The sequence below is a fragment of the Mesorhizobium waimense genome, assembly GCF_003601975.1.
GTDB classification, from domain to species: domain Bacteria; phylum Pseudomonadota; class Alphaproteobacteria; order Rhizobiales; family Rhizobiaceae; genus Mesorhizobium; species Mesorhizobium waimense.
The window spans coordinates 100,554-116,790 of record NZ_QZWZ01000015.1 but is presented as its reverse complement, the minus strand read 5'-3'; the positions used below and the strand labels follow the sequence as shown (position 1 = coordinate 116,790).

Genomic DNA, 16,237 nt, shown 5'->3' with positions numbered 1-16,237 from the left:
GATCAATCAGGGTGTCGGGTTCGAGAGCGCGCCATTGGCCGTGATCGCCGAAAGCCTGTCCTTCTTGACAAGCGTCGGCTTCTCATAGGTCTTTTTCATGCCTGATCTCTCCAAAATCTATGCCGACAATGTCGGTTTGCCGTCATCGTTAGTCACGGCTGCCTAGATTATTGTGGCGTTGGGCCGGAAGCACCGTTGACGGCAGTGATCGCGGAAAGCCTGCCCTTCTTGGCAAGCACCGGCTTCTCATAGGTCTTTTTCATGTCCAGGTCCTCCAAGGATACTATGCAGTCAGGTTGCCATCTTCGCTCAATCAAGGATGCTGTCTGGCCTGCCGAAATTAGCCTGCGGGCCCGGTGGGGCCGGAAGCACCGTTGGCGGCTGTGACCGCGGAAAGCCTGCCCTTTTTGACAAGCACCGGCTTCTCGTAGGTTTTTTTCATGCCCAACGCTCCAAGATTCCCAGCCCGACAATGTCGGGCTGCCCTCTGTCAATCATGAGTGAGTGCCTGGCCGGCTGAGATCAGCCCGGAACCGGACCAGAGGCGCCGTTGTCGGCGGTGATCGCGGAAAGCCTGCCCTTTTTGACAAGCACCGGCTTCTCATAGGTCTTCTTCATGATCGAACTCTCCAGAATATCCCGCGCGGATAATGTCAGACTCGTGTTTCCTGTCAACCATGCTGGCCGCTGTTGTCCTCTATTCTTGAAGAAGTCGGCATTTCTGCTCTCGACGCCGGTGCGGAGTGACGCGAAAGACACAGGCAGCAGCGCGTCGCGCATTCGGATATTCGCGCTTCGACCGCATAGATCTGTGGTTCCAAGATCTTTCCCGAAAGCATCAGGCCCGCAATGGCTTCCCTGATCGAGACATATTTATCCCCGATCTTGCAATTTCCGGCGCTTAGACCGATTCAGCTTTTGATTGAATTGATTGAATCGTCGACCCGCTCTAAGTATTTGTTTTTACGCAATTCCGGACGGAGAACCGCTAGGCACTTTTCCTGGGATTGCTTCTAGCCTTCGCGCCGAGCTCGGCTAGGATGTTGATGTCGCTTTCTTCCCGCGGGGGGAGGCAAGCCGCCGCGGCGGGGGAAACCGATGAACAGGTCTGTCGACAGGCTGCTGGCGTTTCTTGTGCTGGCCGTTGCCTTGGCCTGCCTGGCGCATGTGTACCTGCTCCCGGGCAGTTTCGCCTTGAGCCGCCTGGCACATCCGCTGGCGGATGCGGCGTCCCTGCGGCTCGCGGCATTCCTGGCGGCGGCCCTGGTCTGCGCGCTCGGTGCGCTGCTGTTCTGGCAAGGCCTGTTGCCGGGCCGGCCGGGCCGGCAAGCCGGCGCGCCGCTGTTCGGCCGGGCGGCGGAGGTGCAGGTTTCAGGCAGGCCGCGCCTGCGCCTGGTTTTCGTTGCCGTGCCTATGCTCGCCGTGCTGGCGCTGCTGGCCGACCAGTTCGGTCCATGGCGCACGGGCGGGGAGGTGCCGGCACCCGGCGAGCCAAAGGACGTCGCCAGCGCTCCGCCGCAGCCGGTGAGCCCGCCGCCCGCCACGCCCGCTCCGGCGCCAGTCGCTCCAGCACCAGTCACTCCGCCACCGGAGCAAGCCGCCAAGGCGCCGCCTTCAGCCGAACCGGCACCGGTTCCCCCGCTGCCCGCTGCTCCGGCACCGCCGCCAACAGAACCGCCAAAGACGGCACTGGCACCTGCGCCGCCGCAGGCCGCTCCGCCGCCACAAACCGTGGCACCCCCGCCACCATCCGCGCCGCCGCAACCCACCCAGCCCGACGGCCATCGCGACGCCGTGGTCTGGCTGGCGGTATCGGCCGACGGGCACGAGATCATGAGCGCCAGCACCGACCGCATGATCAAGCTCTGGGACATCGACGGCAAGCGGCTGATCCGCGACCTCGGCATCCACAAGGACATGGCGCGCACGGCGCTGTTCATGCCCGACGGCAAGCGGGCAATGACCGCGGGCGACGACGGCGAGATTGTGCTGCGCCAGCTTTCGGATGGGGCGGTGCTGCACGTTTTTGCCTCAGGTACGAATGGTGGCGTCAGGAACCTGGCGATCAGTCCGGACGGCAAGCTGGCCGTCAGCGGGCACGACACCGGCAGCGTCATCGTCTGGGACATCGACAAGGGCAGTGTGCTGCATGTGCTGCCGGGCCACGACTGGTCGGTCAGTTCCGTGGCCGTCTCGCCTGACGGCACGCGCGCCATCTCGGGCAGCATCGACGGCGAGTTGAAGCTCTGGGACATCGTTTCAGGAAAGCAGTTGCGCAGCTGGCACGGCCACGAGCAGGGCACCTATGGCGCCGTCTTCACCGCCGACGGCCACCATGCGGTGACCGGCAGCGGCGACTACGCGATCAAGCTCTGGGATCTCGACACCTTCAAGGAGGTGCGCCGCTTCGAGGGCCATTCCGGCACCGTCTATGAAATCGCGCTGTCCTCCGACGGCAAGCGGCTGGCTTCGGTCTCGCTCGACGGCACCGCGCGGATCTGGAGCATGGACACCGGCGCCGAGATTGCCGAGTTCGATCCGGACACCGGGCCGCTTTATTCGGTCGCCTTCGCCGCCGACGGCACGCTGCTCACCGGCGGCTACGACCGCACCATCCGCGACTGGCCGGCAGCCGGCGGCGACGGCGTGGTCCTGTTTGCCGGCGCGCCGGAGTGAGAGGCTCGTGAGCGATACGGCAGAGTTCAGATATTTTGTTTTGCAAGAGATTGACCCGAGGATCGGTTCGCCGGTTGCGGAGGGCTCGGATACACATCCCTGATCTGGGAAAACTTCGCATAGTTCTCGAATGCGGCAACGGCACGCCGTTATCTGGCTCATGGGAATTGGAACCGGGAGACCTCCAAACGCTGGGCGCGATATGCATTCCACCCTGCGAACCTGACCCGAGGTTTAACCGCATCGAGTCCTGGCATCCAATCCGTGAGGTCCCGTATCTCATTCATACGCATTTCGAGCTGCCGCTGATGCTGCATGGCCGCAAGCCGCTGGCGGTATTTTATGACGCCTATCCGGCGCAATGGCTGTCTGAAACCCTTGGCCGCTTCGATCCTTTTGTTCGATCCGGCCGGCTCACCCATCGCCTCATCGATACGCCGTTCACCGAGGCCGAGCGGGCTCGCTTCCCTGGTTTCCAGGGATGGAGACGCGCGTTCTTTTCCCTTCCCGGAGAAGAGTGGCGGATAGACGCATTTCTGCTCTTGTCGAAAGTCTCCGCCCAAACAGGTTGGAGCGAGGCTCTCGAAAGAATGGAGGGCTTGCTTCTCGGCTACGAAGATTGGCAGAACGACTGGTGGATCGAACGCAAAGGGCAGTTGCGGAAAGCCCTTTGATGTTTCGTGAGCAGTTATCCTCGGGTGCGTTTCCAAATGACCAACCTCCACCTTGTCGAAGCCTCGATCGCTGACCTGCGCCGCGCGTTGGAAGCCGGCACCGTCACCAGCGTCGAGCTGGTCGGCGCCTATCTGAGGCGCATTGCCCACTACGACCGCCATGGCATCGCGCTCAACGCCGTGCCTGTCTTCAACCCCGCAATGTTCGAGGAAGCCGCTGCGTCCGACCGCCGCCGCCGCGAGGGCGCGACCCTCGGGCCGCTGGACGGCATCCCCTATACCGCCAAGGACAGCTACAAGGTCAGCGGCCTGACGGTGGCCGATGGCTCGCCTGCCTTCGAGCATCTCGTCGCCAATGAGGACGCCTTCACCATTGCCAGGCTGCGCGCCGGTGGCGCGGTGCTGATCGGGCTGACCAACATGCCGCCGATGGCCAATGGCGGCATGCAGCGCGGCGTCTATGGACGCGCCGAAAGCCCCTACAACGCCGACTACCTGACCGCGGCCTTCGCCTCCGGATCGTCCAACGGTTCGGGCACGGCGACCGCCGCAAGCTTCGCCGCTTTCGGGCTCGGCGAAGAGACATGGTCGTCCGGCCGGGCGCCGGCCTCCAACAACGCGCTGGTCGCCTATACGCCGTCGCGCGGCGTCATTTCGGTGCGCGGCAACTGGCCGTTGGTGCCGACCATGGATGTGGTGGTGCCGCATACGCGCTCGGTGTCGGACATGCTGGAACTGCTCGACGTGATCGTCGCCGACGACGCGGAGACGCGCGGCGATTTCTGGCGCGCGCAGCCTTGGGTGGCACTACCGAAGACCAGTGATGTGCGGCCGCAAAGTTACACCGCGCTTGAGCTGGAAGGCTCGCTGCGCGGCAAGCAGCTCGGCGTGCCCAGGATGTATATCGGCCGGGATATGGAAGCCACCAAGCCGATCGAAACCCGCGCCTCGGTGCTTGATCTCTGGGAGCAGGCGGCGCGCGATCTGCAGCGGCTCGGCGCAACGATAGTCGAGGTCGATTTTCCCGTTGTCTCCAATTACGAGCGCGACCGCCCGGGTGCGAAAACCATGGTCGAGCGCGGGCTGGTGCCGCAAGAGTTCGCCGAGCGCGAGATCTGGGATCTCTGCATCTTTGCCTGGCACGACTTTTTGCGCGCCAACGCCGATCCGGCCATTCCCGATCTGGCGTCGGTCGATGGTCCGAAGACTTTCCCGCAGCCGCCGGGCACGTTGCCGGACCGCTACGGCGACGACGGTTTCGACCTGGCGGAGTATGTCGAGCGGGCGAAGCTGGGCTTCACGCCCTTCGCCGACATCCCAACGCTGGAAGCGGGCCTGAAGTGGTTGGAGGCGACGCGGCGGATCGACTTCGAGGACTGGCTCGACGAGCAAGGCCTCGACGCGGTGGTGCTGCCGGCCGTGGCCGATGTCGGGCCGGCCGATGCCGATGTCAACGAGGCCTCGGCAGCCCTTGCCTGGCGCAATGGCACTTGGGTCGCCAACGGCAATCTGGTCTGGCGTCACCTCGGCATCCCGACCGTCACCGTTCCGATGGGCACGATGGCCGATATCGGCATGCCCGTCGGCCTCACCTTCGCCGGCAAGGCCTGCAGCGATGTGGAGCTGCTTCGCATGGCCGGCGACTTCGAGCGCTCAGGTGCCCGCCGCACAAGCCCGCCGCGCACGCCGGCGTTGGCCGACGATGTGTTCGTGGCGCCGGCGGGTGCCAGTTGGACGGGCGAGGGGGGCTCTGTCACCGGACCCGGCGAGGCGCCGCTCGCCATCTCGCTTGCAGCCGAGACGAGCCACGGCGGCAACGATGAAATCACTGTCGCGCTGGACATCGATGCCGGCGCAGCCGGAGCCGGCGGCACTGCGCTGGAAGCCGTGAATGTCAAGGTGCACGTCAATGGCGAGGCGGTGACGCTGCGGCGAGACCGAGCGCGCTACAGCGGGCGTGTCCTGGTCCCGGCGGAGACGCATCGCGGCTTCCACAGCGTCTGGCGCGGTTCCTACGGCTCGATCGTCACCGCCACCGTGTGCCTGCAGGATGGGCGCACCGCAGGTGCCTATATGGTGACCGGCGGCATTGGGTAGCTATTTGAGCCAAGACTCGTATTCGGCCATTCCGTCATATTCCCATTCGAAATGCTTTCGTAATTCGCGGACGCTTTCTTTCCATGTTTGTCCCTCGCATTTATTTAGGATGTTGAGGAGGCTCTGCCTGAGACCGGGCCAGTCAAAATCTTCTGCGAAAATGACCGCGCGACTGTCGAGATTTATCTGGTCTCTGAGCTGGTTGGCGATGACGTAAACCTCGAAGTAGTCGCTTCCAACATCCTTGTCCCATCCGATTGCCAAGGACAGTCCCAGAGCAAAGCTCTTGGGGTTTATCGGCCTCCAATGTTCCAGTATTTTCTCGCTATCCAAAACTTTCGCGCCGGAGTGGATTTCCTGTTCGGTATAGCCTTCTCGGATCAGGCTTTCCGGAACGGAATGACCGCTTCTCGATCCTGGGCCGAGGTTCCTTGCGCTAACGCCTCTTAATCTCAGCCGACATGGATAGACGATGTTTGACATGGGCGTCTTTGCGAATTGCAATCGCCGCAAGGTAATGACCAATTTTCAGCCAGGCAATCGACGACTGCCATCCATCCGTTGCGACGCGCAAGCCTCAGTCGAAAAGTGGCGCTCGCACGCTGCATTGCCAGCGCTCGCAGCATCCGCACCCGTGCGTCCTTGACCCTCCCGCCCTCCACGCTATGTTCGCGCCCATGTCAGAACCCGGGCTCGCTCCCCTCATCGTAATCGATCTCCAGACCGGCATGTTCGACGGCCGCTTCGAGCCGCCGATCCATGATGCCGACGGCATGGTTGCCCGCGCCCGTGCGCTGATCGACTGGGCGAGGCGGAGCGCGCGCAAGGTGGCCTTTGTCAGGCATGACGGGCCGGCTGGCGATCCGCTGGCACCGGGTGAGCCGGGCTGGCCGGTGTGGCCGGCGCTTGGCCAGGCCGGGGACGAGCCGACCTTTGCCAAGAACGTCGGTAATGCCTTCAGCAATTCAGCCCTTGGTGAATGGGTGGCCGGGCAGGGCGCTGGCGAGGTCGTGCTCGTCGGCGCACAGACCGATTTTTGCATTGCCGCGACGGTGAAGGGTGCCTTTGCCGAAGGGCTCGGCGTCACCGTGGTTTCCGACGCCCATTCCACACTGGACACGCCTGGCGAGACCGCTGCTGAGATCATCGCCCGCCACAACGCCGCCTTCACGCAGGCCGGCGTCTCGCTGGTGACGACGAAGGCGCTGACGGGCGCCTGAGGCAACCCGAGGAGGCCCACCTTGTCACGCCTGACTCTGCCGGCCGAAGGCGGATGCCGTTGCGGGCGCGTGCGGTTGAAAATCTCCGCGCCGCCCTTGCTCACCATGGCCTGCCATTGCACCGGCTGCCAGTCGATGTCGGCCAGCGCCTATTCGCTGAGCGCCGCCATCCCCTCCGATGGCTTCGAAGTCACTGAGGGCGGGCCGGTAATCGGCGGCCTGCACGGCGCCTCGCGCCATTTCTTCTGCCCGCATTGCATGAGCTGGATGTTCACGCGGCCCGAAGGGCTCGACTGGTTCGTCAATCTGCGCCCGACCATGCTCGACGATCCAGCATGGTTCACGCCCTTTATCGAGACCTGGACCAACGAGAAGCTGCCATGGGCAACAACACCCGCCGTGCACAGCCACGCGGCGCTGCCGGCGATGGAAGAGTATGAGGCGCTGACGGCCGAGTTTGCCCAAAATTATGTGACGGGCGGCTCCGCCGGCTGATCGCGTTTGGTCGCGCCGGTGCCGACGGAGCAGGAGTGGTTGCCACCACATATTGCCTGATGGGGGCGCGGGCCTGCCGTGGTCGACGCGGCTGCGGGGGCGCATGTTGGGGTGTGCTCTGAGCTCGCGTCGACCAGGGCGGCTCGTACCGCCGCAATAACAGCATCGCACATTGCCGGTCCGCCGAAACTTCCGCGAAAGCGGAATATGCGGAGGGCATAATATGGATTCGGCCGGGGCCGACTGGCGCTTTCCTTTCTCCCACAACAGGGGAGAAGGGAAGCGCTGCGCCGGCTTGTGTCGCTTGCCACCAGCCTTACCGAGAAACACTTTCTCTCCTTTCCCGCATTGACCTCCTTCGACCGAGCGGCGACGACTGGCGCTTCAACCGATGGATAGCGCCGTTGACCGAGCAGACGATTTTCCTGAACGCAAGGCTGGCCGATGGCGCACTGGTCGACCTTACTGTCACCGATGGGCGCTTCAGCGCCATCACGCCTGCCGGCAAAAACACGCAAGCCACCGCCGCCATCGACCTCGGCGGGCAGCTCGTCGTGCCCGGTTTCGTCGAGGGCCACATCCATCTCGACACCTCGTTTTATGGCGACGCCTGGCGTCCGGACATCCCGTGCACCGACGGTTTTGACGTGCGTGCGCGAGCGTGTCGCCATCCAGGCGCAGAACCTCGCCGCCGCCGCACCGATGGCGGAGCGCGCAAAAAACCAGCTCGAGCTCTGCATCGGCAATGGCAGTCTTGCCATGCGCAGCCATGTCATGGTCGATGGCTCGGTCGGCCTGAAGCATCTGGAGACGATCCTTGCCGTGCGCGAGGCCTATCGCGGCCTGATCGACATCCAGCCTGTCGCCTTCCCGCAAAGCGGTATTTTGTCTTCGCCGGGCACGCCGGAACTGCTCGACGAGGCGCTCAGCCTTGGCTGCGACCTGATCGGCGGCCTCGATCCAGCTAGTTTCGACCGCGACGTGAACGGCCATCTCGATGTGGTGTTCGGCCTCGCGCAAAAGCACGGCGTCGGCGTCGACATCCATCTGCACGATGGCGGCAGCCTCGGCCTGTTTCAGATCGAGGAGATCGCACGTCGGACGAAGGCACTCGGCATGGCAGGCCACGTCGCTATCAGCCACGCCTATGCGCTGGGCGACATCCCGGCCGATGCGCTCAACAAGGTCGGCGCGATGCTCGCTACCTCAGGCGTTTCGATCATGACCAACGCTCCGGGCAACCACGCCTTCCCACCGGTCGCGGCTCTGCGCCAGGCGGGCGTCACCGTGTTCAGCGGTTCCGACAACATCCGCGATTCCTGGTGGCCCTATGGCGATGGCGACATGCTCTCGCGCGCCAATATGATCGGCTACCGCTCTGGTTTTTACGAGGACCGCGAGCTGGCCACGGCCTTCGACGTGGTGAGCTATGCCGGTGCCAAAGCGCTGCGGCTTGAAGGCTATGGCATCGCCGTCGGCGCCGGCGCCGACTTCGTCGCCATGCGGGCGGAGCATATACCCGAGGCCGTGGTCGCCCTGCCGAGAGAGCGCACCGTGTATCGCCGGGGCAGGGTGGTCGCGAAGGACGGAAGGATGGCGCGGCAATGAGGGGAGGCTAATATATCTCTCGCAGAGGTTTGTTCTAAAGCGTACACTCACCAGATCGCCAGCCACTTTCACGGGCGCTGACGCTTGGGAGCGACCATCGCACTCCTGCCCCAACAGGAGGCATCGGAGCAATGGTGGAGCAACCAGGACAGCCCGGTCTGGGCGCTGATGCCGTAGCGGCGGTGGCGCGGGAATCCGGGGCCACTGAGCAGCAAATACGAGAGATCGCTTCGTTGATCGGCACCGATCGCGCGTCCATCCTGAGGGAAGCGCGCATCATGGCCCGTGACCGTTCTTGGCATTGATCCAAGCTGTTTGATGGATTTGTGGGCACGGCCCCAAATTGTCGGTTTCGTACCAAGCCCGATTGTTGAACAGAATGGGTTACCCTCCAACCATCGTCTGCATCGTCCCAGGGCGCAGACGGCTGGGAGATGACAAGCGCTCTTGCCCTTCGTGGGAGAGAGCGTTGGACCAGGCGATCAGCAAGGACAAAAGCGACCTTTTGCGCCGCATGAGCCCGGACGACTTTGCGCTGCTCGCGCCTCACCTGCACAATCGTTTCCTGGATCTCAGAGAGTCGGTGGAATCGGCGGGCGAGCCGATCAAGTCGGTCTGCTTCTTCGAAAGCGGTCTCGCTTCGGTAGTGGCCAGCAACCGGCCAGGACTTGATACGGAGGTCGGCATTATCGGCCGCGAAGGCATGTCCGGCTCTGCCCTGGTGATGGGCGCCGACTGGGCGCCGAACGATTGCTATATCCAGATGACGAGCGAGGCAGTCTGCATGGAGGCCGCACCGTTCAACGCCGCGCTGCAGGCCAGCCCGACGCTTCGCGCCTTCCTGCTGCGCTATGTCCACTATTTGCATATCCAGACCAGATCCACGGCGTTGAGCAATGCCCGTGCGAAGCTGGAGGATCGGCTGGCCCGATGGCTGCTGATGTGTGACGACCGGACAACCGGCGATCAGATCCGGATCACCCACGAATTCCTGGCGATCATGCTTGGGGTCAGGCGCCCCGGCGTGACGATCGGTCTTCAAATGCTGGAAGGACGTGGCCTCATCCGGTCTCGCCGCGGGGAGATCACCATTCGCGACAGGGATGGTCTGATCAGTGTCGCCGAAGGGTTCTATGGCCAGGCGGAGGCCGACTATGACCGGCTGCTTGGGTAACCGCCTAGGCCGCATATGGGTTGGAAGTGGCCGACGCGGATGCCGTGAGGCACATTGCCTAAGTCGCGTCGGCCACTGCGGCTTACTTGGGGGTGCACCGCAGGCCATTGCTAGCATCTGCCAGACAGCGGGCAACGACCGCCGTCGCTTGGTAAGATTTCGTACAGTCGGATTCGATTGAACGCTGGCTCGAACGGAATATGAATCATGTGTCACCGGCCATCGTGTCGGGCGCCGGTGCTTGAGAGTTCGCAAAGCTCCCGCCCCTATGTGACGGGAGACAGACATGGCAGACGGCCATTTGGATGTATCCGCCTTCGATTGCGACATCCTGCGAACTGCATTCATCCCGGAAGACCAGTGGCGCACACTCGCCGCGTCCCTCATCCGCGACTTGACCGGCCACGAAGACATCGACCCCGACATGCTGGACTGGATCACGCGCAAATAGCGCCGCTGGTTTTGCTGCGCTGACCTTTGGTTCGGAAGGGCCGTGCTCAGCACGCCTGGCGACGGCAGGCCAGCACCGCCGCACCTACCCCAACCCAAGCGGCCTGCCGTCTTCGGCAGATACGCTGCGGGAACACAAAAAGTTGCAAAGGAAATTGGCTGCCGCCGCGGTTGGGCGGATAGACAAAGGGCCTGACACCGGGGGTAGTGTGGTGCCAGGCCCTTGTCGTCGGGTTCGACGCTGACAATGCGCCTGTGCCGGCTGGTGTAGCAAGGCGGACCAAGGTCCGCACCAAAGGTCCTTGTGATCGCGGACTTAGGGCAATTCCAACACAGCGCGCAGCGGCTTTCCGTCCGGACTTGCTTAAAAACAAATACTTAGAGCGATGCGCTGGATGGGCCTTCGGTGCGGGTGACCCTGGCCGGCCGCAGCCCAATGCCGTCAATGTGAACGACGATGCCCATCAACGGCCGGCTTCGGTCCTCAGGAAAGAATTGCGAGGACATCATTCCACGGCGCCCTGGGGCAAGCCTCGCTCCCGAACTCATGGCGCGCCGGATCAGGGAGCTTGTCGCATGGCATTGGCCGCAAAGAATATTCCGCTTCGTTGCCGTTGCGGCCGCGTCAGCGGCGTCGCCAAAAAAATTGCGCCGCACACCGGCTTCCGCTTCACCTGCTACTGCCGGGACTGCCAGGCCTTCGCGCGCTTCCTTGATTGGCCGGATATGCTCGACGTGGCGGGCGGCACCGACATTTTTCAGATGCCGGCGGGCCGCGTGAAGCTCGCCACCGGCAAGGACGTCGTGCGCTGCCTGCAATTCTCGGACAAGGTGCTGCGCTGGTACACCGAGTGTTGCCGGACCCCGATCGGCAACTCCGCCGGTCCGCGCTTCCCGGTGGTCGCCATCACTCATTCCTTCATGTGCCACGATGCCGAGCCCCGCGACACGGTGCTCGGCGCACCGCTCTGCCGGATCCATGAACTCTCCGCCGTCGGCCCGCTGCCGCCCAACGCGCCGCCGCCACCCACGGTCGGCCTGTTTGCGCTGCGCGTCTCAAAACTTCTCTTCTGGTGGTTGCGCGGCCTCGGCCGACCGAACCCGCTCTTCGACGAACACACGAACGCCCCGCTCTCCGTGCCGCGCGTAATCACGCCCGCCGAGCGCGACGCGCTGGCTGGTGGGATCCCCGTTCGCCTGGAGTCTTGACCGCCACTTCTGGATAATGATCTGGCCGGCGCGATCTTTGGAGCCGGGAAGGTGAATCAGCGCATCAGCCAACAAGGCTAAGTGTCGGATATCGCAGGCAGCATGCTGGGCGGAGGCGCGCGCCCTCCCAAATTAATTTGCATGCAAATGTTTCGAACTGGCACGGTTTCGTGAAGCGCTTCACCGTTCCCGCGCAATCGATCGGATACAGACGCATCGCAAAACCGGCGCGGCGTGACAGGGCAGTACTGTTCTTTCCGCCGCTACGATATGGAGGATGTCGATGTTCAAAACCCTTGGCCGCATTGCGGCTGCTCTCAAGCAAGCCGGCAAGCGCAAAGAGACGAAGCGCGCATTGGACAATCTGTCGCCAGAAATCCGGAAGGATATCGGCTGGTCGGAGCCGGCCCCATCCGACGAGATTCGGCTGCCGTTCTAACGGGCCGAGCCGGACGCCTTGCTCTGTCGAACGCATCCGGCCAGCGGCGTCCGGTCGCCTCTCACCAACCACCAGCGCCGCGCCGCGATCACGGATTAGCGCCTGGCTTCGTCCGATGTCCACACGGGCTTGAACGACACCGTTCTCAGCCCGGCGTTTCGGACGCGATCGACGAACACCTCGTTGACGAAAACGGAAGACGCGCGCATCGGCAGCTTGAAGATCTCGGCATTGCCGATCCGGTCGGCATGAAACGCGTAGCGTTCGATTGCGAGAATGTCGCCGTCTTCGAACGTGACGATCTGCGAGCGCTCCTTGTCCAGCGCGTCGATCACATTGGTGACGTTGAAGAGCCAGACCTCTTCGCCGCGAAGCGGCAGCAACTGGCCATAGGGCTGCAATGATGCCCCCAGTGCATCGACGGCCGGCTTGCGCAGCAACGGTGCGTGTTCGCCAAGCCAGGGGAAGTCCGAATAGAGGTAGACGCGGTCGCCGTCCGCGATTCGCTGCATGAGCGGCGGATCCCATTGGTGGAGAACCCTGCCATCCAGGCCGAAGAAGAATTCGAAACAGCTTTCATCGACCGGCAGAACCCACTCCTGATCCTCCAGGACCGCGAACTCGTAGAGGCTGATCGGCATCGGTCGGTATCCTTGCACCAGGGGAACGCTCCCCGCCTTTTTCTGTTGATCGCGCCCAAAAAACAACGCTAATTGAAGCCCGCGAGGGGCGATGCTGACAGTTGATGAAGTGGGAGCGATCCCGTTGTTCTCGGATTTGCCGGCGGCCGAACTGGAGCGCCTGGCGCGGATGGCGGCCGACCTTCATCTCAGCCCTGGAGAGTTCGCGGTCCACGAGGGCGGAGAGGCCGCACTTTTCGCGGTTCTCGCCGGCAAGATCGAAGTGGTAAAAACCTTCGACGGCGTCGAGCGGACGCTCGGCTGGCGGCTGACGGGAACGATCTTCGGCGAGGTGCCGATCGCCCTAGGCTCGGGTTTTCCGGGCGGTTATCGCGCCGCCGAACCGTCGCGCGTCATGCGCATCGAGGTCCAGCAATACTATTCCATCGCGGCGGTCTCGAAGGACGTGGCCCAGAAAGTCAGCGCGCTGGCCCGCGAGCGGATGGGCGGGCTGCAGAGCGTCACGGCCGAGCCGCAGAAGCCGCGCGTCACCCTGGTCGGCCATCGCTGGGACACGGCGTGCGGCGACCTCCGCCGATTTCTCGCCCGCAACCAGATCTCGTTCACTTGGCTGCTGCCCGACACGCCGGATGCCGAGGCCTTCTGGTCCACGCTGGGCAGGCCGGCTCAAGATGGTCCCGTCGCCCTTCTGGCGGACGGAGCGATCGTCGAAAGACCCGCGGTGCGCGATCTTGCCATCCGCCTGGGGCTGCAGACGCGCCCACGCGCCGACGAATACGATGTCGCGATCGTCGGCGGCGGGCCGGCCGGCCTTGCCGCGGCGGTCTATGGCGCCTCCGAAGGCCTGCGCACCATCGTCATCGAGCGCGAGGCGCCCGGCGGCCAGGCGGGCACGTCATCCCGCATCGAGAACTATCTCGGCTTTCCGAGCGGCATTTCTGGCGACGAACTTGCCAGCCGCGCGCTGCAGCAGGCAAAGCGGCTCGGCGCCGAAATCCTGGTCACCCGCTCGGTCGCCGGCATCGATCCGGCCACGCACGAAGTGGTGCTCGACGGCACCGATGTCGTGCGCGCCCGCAGCCTCATCCTGGCCACTGGCGTCGCCTGGCGCCGTCTTGCCATCGACGGGTTCGACCGGCTGATCGGCAAGGGCGTCTATTATGGCGCCGCGCGCAGCGAGGCGAGCAGCACCCATGGCCAGGATGTCTACCTGATCGGCGCCGGCAATTCGGCCGGCCAGGCGGCGATGCATTTTTCCGGCCATGCGCGCAGCGTGACGCTGCTGGTGCGCGGCCCGTCGCTTGCCGACAGCATGTCCCACTATCTGATCGAGCAGCTCAGGGCGAAATCGAACGTAAAGGTCCAGCTTCGCTCCGAAGTCCGGGCCGTGCACGGCGAGACGCACCTGACGGCGATCGACATTCTCGACAAGACGAGCAACGAGGTGAGCCGACACGAATGCGGCGGGCTGTTCGTGTTCATCGGCGCCAACGCCGAGACCGAGTGGCTGCCGGCCGATGTCGCGCGCGATGCTCGCGGCTATGTGCTGACCGGCGACGACGTGAAGAAGGCCGGGCATTGGTCGCATGGCCGCGACCCCTACCTGCTCGAGACCAGCGCGCCCGGCATCTTCGCCTGCGGCGACGTGCGGCTGAGCCCGGTCAAGCGCGTTGCCTCGGCGGTCGGCGAAGGCAGCATGGCCATCGCCTTCGTCCACCAGTATCTGGCCAATGAAGGCAAGGCCCAACGCGGCTGATGGCCGGACCGCCCGCCTGCTTGACAGGCCGGCCCCATTGCCTCAGCCTTTCGGGCAGGCAGGGGAACGCGCGATGAAGAAACAATACTCGAAGCCCACACTGGCCAGAAAAGGCCGGCTTTCGGCCCAGACCGCCCAGCAGGCCGGTTCGGATTCGCAGGCGCCGGAATAACACCGGCGCAACCGCCCAAGATCGTTATCTGATACGGAACTGGCGTCGGGCCAGCCTGGCCGGCGCGTTGACCGCGATTCATTTCGCGACCCGGCAGCACGGGCACGTTCAATCGAGCCGTGCTGCCTGGTTGGTCGGCCCGGTCAGCCGGCGGGCTTGTAAGTGGCGGCTGCCTTGTTGGCGGCCGCGAGCACTGCCTTCATATTGAGCTCTTCGAGGATGACGAGGTCGGTCAGCGAACCGCTGGCCCGCACCGCAAGGGCCATGCCCATGCCGGCGGACTGGTCCGGCACCTCGCCATTGACGACGACGTCATAAGCGCCGCGCGTAAACATCAGGCTGGCCATCTTGCCGCCAACGCTTTCGAACAGCGCCTTGATCGCAGCTTCCCGGTCTGATCCCTGCATCAGTCCCTTGGCGGCGTGGGGTGCATAGTTTGCCAATATGGTAACCTTCATGGTTCTCTCCTCCAAATATCGTTGTCTCAGGCTGCTCAACTGTTTGAGCAGCACAGAGGTGCCTGTCTTTTCACTGACATTTTGACGTGGCCTGTGGACCGCCTGGGCAGCCATGGCCAACGGCAGTTCATAACCGGAGCTAAGCTGCGGTCCGCAGCAATATGCGCCTATTCTAATATGACGACAATCCTGCCGCGGGCGCCGCAATCCGGGATGCGCGGACCTTTCGGCTATCGAACAAAACCTGCAGCAAGGTCGGGAATCCTTTATAGACTGAGACGGGAAAGACCGGGCCGTCGATTTCGCGCACGGGCGCTCGATCGGGGCGGCAGGGGGGCCAACCTCCGTGAATTCCATTCGTGAACGCGTCGGGAGCAATCCGCTTACAGCCTTCTTTGTCATCGCCTGCGGGCTGACCTGGATCGGCTGGACGGTGCCGCAGCGGATTTACGCAGAGAGGCCTGTCACCTTCGTGCTCGCATTGCCCTTTCTTCTCTTGGTGCCCAGGCCCGCTCCTGGCGGCTCTGATCGTCACCGCGATGACGGAAGGGGGAGCGGGCGTCGTCGCGTTGCTCCGCAAACTCACCATCTGGCGGGTTGGCTGGGGTTGGTTTGCCGTCGCCTTGCTCCTCGCCCCGTCGATCTGCGTGACGCCGGCCTATCTCAGCATGTTCTTCGGCGCGCCAAATCCGACAGCGGCACTGTTTGCCACGTTGCCGACGATGCTGATGATGTTCGCCATACGGCTGGTCAATCCGCTCGACAGACCGATGCAGGAGGAACTCGGCTGGCGCGGCTTCGCTCTGCCGCGTCTGCAGCTACGGCATTCGCCGCTCGCCGCCAGCGCCATCCTCGGCTTGCTGGTCGTCGTCTGGCACCTGCCGCTCGTCCTGCTCGACATGCTGCCGGCCTATGCGCTGTTTGGCACGTTCGCATTCACGATCGTCTTCGGATGGCTCTTCAACAACACCGGTGGAAGCGTGCTGATGACGCTCATCGTTCATGCCGCCGACGGCCTGGTCATCACCGGCAATCTCGGGCTCAATGAGATCGACAGCGAGCGCCACATTGTTATCCTGGTGGCGATGTGGTGCGTGGTGGCGCTGCTCGTGGTTTTGCTGACCGGCCCGAGCCTGATGCGGCGACCGCTTGCCCCGGACGCGTGAAG

At 63.8% G+C, this 16,237-nt stretch carries 18 protein-coding genes and 1 pseudogene; 12 read left to right on the top strand and 7 right to left on the bottom strand.

The features are described 5' to 3' along the window. Nucleotides 1-6: 6 nt before the first annotated feature. The 4 genes from D3227_RS20055 to D3227_RS20040 form a co-directional block, all read right to left on the bottom strand. A complete protein-coding gene (locus D3227_RS20055) occupies nucleotides 7-99 on the bottom strand; it encodes a putative RiPP precursor (protein ID WP_120016031.1) in 93 nt (30 codons plus the stop codon). A gap of 68 nt (nucleotides 100-167) precedes the next feature. Beyond that, on the bottom strand, nucleotides 168-263 hold the full coding sequence (locus tag D3227_RS20050; protein WP_120016097.1) for a putative RiPP precursor: 96 nt from the start codon (nucleotides 261-263) through the stop codon (nucleotides 168-170). A gap of 77 nt (nucleotides 264-340) precedes the next feature. Further along, nucleotides 341-442 carry a lasso RiPP family leader peptide-containing protein gene (locus D3227_RS20045; protein WP_120016030.1) on the bottom strand — a complete coding sequence of 34 codons (102 nt, stop codon included), beginning with the start codon at nucleotides 440-442 and terminating at the stop codon, nucleotides 341-343. Nucleotides 443-522: 80 nt separating this feature from the next. Further along, nucleotides 523-618, bottom strand: a complete 96-nt coding sequence (locus D3227_RS20040) for a lasso RiPP family leader peptide-containing protein (RefSeq protein ID WP_120016096.1) — start codon at nucleotides 616-618, stop codon at nucleotides 523-525. Between the two features lie 480 nt (nucleotides 619-1,098). Between D3227_RS20040 and D3227_RS20035 the strand changes: the two genes are divergently transcribed. The 3 genes from D3227_RS20035 (at nucleotide 1,099) to D3227_RS20025 (ending at nucleotide 5,447) form a co-directional block, all read left to right on the top strand. Continuing rightward, nucleotides 1,099-2,676, top strand: a complete 1,578-nt coding sequence (locus D3227_RS20035) for a WD40 repeat domain-containing protein (protein WP_120016029.1) — start codon at nucleotides 1,099-1,101, stop codon at nucleotides 2,674-2,676. A 308-nt stretch (nucleotides 2,677-2,984) separates the two neighbouring features. Then, the gene (locus D3227_RS20030; RefSeq protein WP_120016028.1) at nucleotides 2,985-3,350 is read left to right on the top strand and encodes a hypothetical protein; all 366 of its coding nucleotides are present in this window, start codon (nucleotides 2,985-2,987) and stop codon (nucleotides 3,348-3,350) included. 36 nt (nucleotides 3,351-3,386) lie between these two features. Then, the gene (locus tag D3227_RS20025) at nucleotides 3,387-5,447 is read left to right on the top strand and encodes an amidase (RefSeq protein WP_120016027.1); all 2,061 of its coding nucleotides are present in this window, start codon (nucleotides 3,387-3,389) and stop codon (nucleotides 5,445-5,447) included. Here the strand turns inward: D3227_RS20025 and D3227_RS20020 are convergent, their stop codons facing one another. After that, on the bottom strand, nucleotides 5,448-5,930 hold the full coding sequence (locus D3227_RS20020) for an Imm8 family immunity protein (protein ID WP_120016026.1): 483 nt from the start codon (nucleotides 5,928-5,930) through the stop codon (nucleotides 5,448-5,450). It abuts the gene before it with no gap. Nucleotides 5,931-6,124: 194 nt separating this feature from the next. On the opposite strand from D3227_RS20020, the gene D3227_RS20015 reads away from it, so the two are divergent. The 7 genes and pseudogenes from D3227_RS20015 to D3227_RS41685 all read left to right on the top strand — a co-directional run bounded on the left by D3227_RS20015 (nucleotide 6,125) and on the right by D3227_RS41685 (nucleotide 12,042). Further along, complete coding sequence (locus tag D3227_RS20015) at nucleotides 6,125-6,667, top strand: cysteine hydrolase family protein (protein ID WP_120016095.1); 543 nt, start codon at nucleotides 6,125-6,127, stop codon at nucleotides 6,665-6,667. A 21-nt stretch (nucleotides 6,668-6,688) separates the two neighbouring features. Next, nucleotides 6,689-7,162: a GFA family protein gene (locus tag D3227_RS20010; protein WP_120016025.1), complete on the top strand. Its 474-nt coding sequence runs from the start codon at nucleotides 6,689-6,691 to the stop codon at nucleotides 7,160-7,162. A 554-nt stretch (nucleotides 7,163-7,716) separates the two neighbouring features. After that, nucleotides 7,717-8,770, top strand: a pseudogene (locus tag D3227_RS20005) (amidohydrolase family protein). A gap of 469 nt (nucleotides 8,771-9,239) precedes the next feature. After that, the gene (locus tag D3227_RS20000; RefSeq protein ID WP_425374528.1) at nucleotides 9,240-9,944 is read left to right on the top strand and encodes a Crp/Fnr family transcriptional regulator; all 705 of its coding nucleotides are present in this window, start codon (nucleotides 9,240-9,242) and stop codon (nucleotides 9,942-9,944) included. A gap of 286 nt (nucleotides 9,945-10,230) precedes the next feature. Beyond that, nucleotides 10,231-10,395: a hypothetical protein gene (locus D3227_RS41690; RefSeq protein WP_167480771.1), complete on the top strand. Its 165-nt coding sequence runs from the start codon at nucleotides 10,231-10,233 to the stop codon at nucleotides 10,393-10,395. Nucleotides 10,396-10,970: 575 nt separating this feature from the next. After that, nucleotides 10,971-11,603 (top strand): DUF6151 family protein, encoded by a 633-nt coding sequence (locus D3227_RS19995; protein WP_120016023.1) that lies wholly within the window; start codon nucleotides 10,971-10,973, stop codon nucleotides 11,601-11,603. A gap of 283 nt (nucleotides 11,604-11,886) precedes the next feature. After that, the gene (locus tag D3227_RS41685) at nucleotides 11,887-12,042 is read left to right on the top strand and encodes a DUF1127 domain-containing protein (protein ID WP_167480770.1); all 156 of its coding nucleotides are present in this window, start codon (nucleotides 11,887-11,889) and stop codon (nucleotides 12,040-12,042) included. Between the two features lie 95 nt (nucleotides 12,043-12,137). Here the strand turns inward: D3227_RS41685 and D3227_RS19990 are convergent, their stop codons facing one another. After that, the gene (locus D3227_RS19990; RefSeq protein WP_120016022.1) at nucleotides 12,138-12,683 is read right to left on the bottom strand and encodes an imm11 family protein; all 546 of its coding nucleotides are present in this window, start codon (nucleotides 12,681-12,683) and stop codon (nucleotides 12,138-12,140) included. A 91-nt stretch (nucleotides 12,684-12,774) separates the two neighbouring features. Here D3227_RS19990 and D3227_RS19985 point away from each other — a divergent pair, with 91 nt between their 5' ends. Next, a complete protein-coding gene (locus D3227_RS19985; RefSeq protein ID WP_120016021.1) occupies nucleotides 12,775-14,439 on the top strand; it encodes an FAD-dependent oxidoreductase in 1,665 nt (554 codons plus the stop codon). A 315-nt stretch (nucleotides 14,440-14,754) separates the two neighbouring features. On the opposite strand, the gene D3227_RS19975 is transcribed toward D3227_RS19985, so the two are convergent. Further along, complete coding sequence (locus D3227_RS19975; RefSeq protein ID WP_120016019.1) at nucleotides 14,755-15,069, bottom strand: GYD domain-containing protein; 315 nt, start codon at nucleotides 15,067-15,069, stop codon at nucleotides 14,755-14,757. 569 nt (nucleotides 15,070-15,638) lie between these two features. Here D3227_RS19975 and D3227_RS19970 point away from each other — a divergent pair. After that, nucleotides 15,639-16,235 (top strand): CPBP family intramembrane glutamic endopeptidase, encoded by a 597-nt coding sequence (locus tag D3227_RS19970; RefSeq protein WP_167480769.1) that lies wholly within the window; start codon nucleotides 15,639-15,641, stop codon nucleotides 16,233-16,235. Nucleotides 16,236-16,237 lie beyond the last annotated feature (2 nt).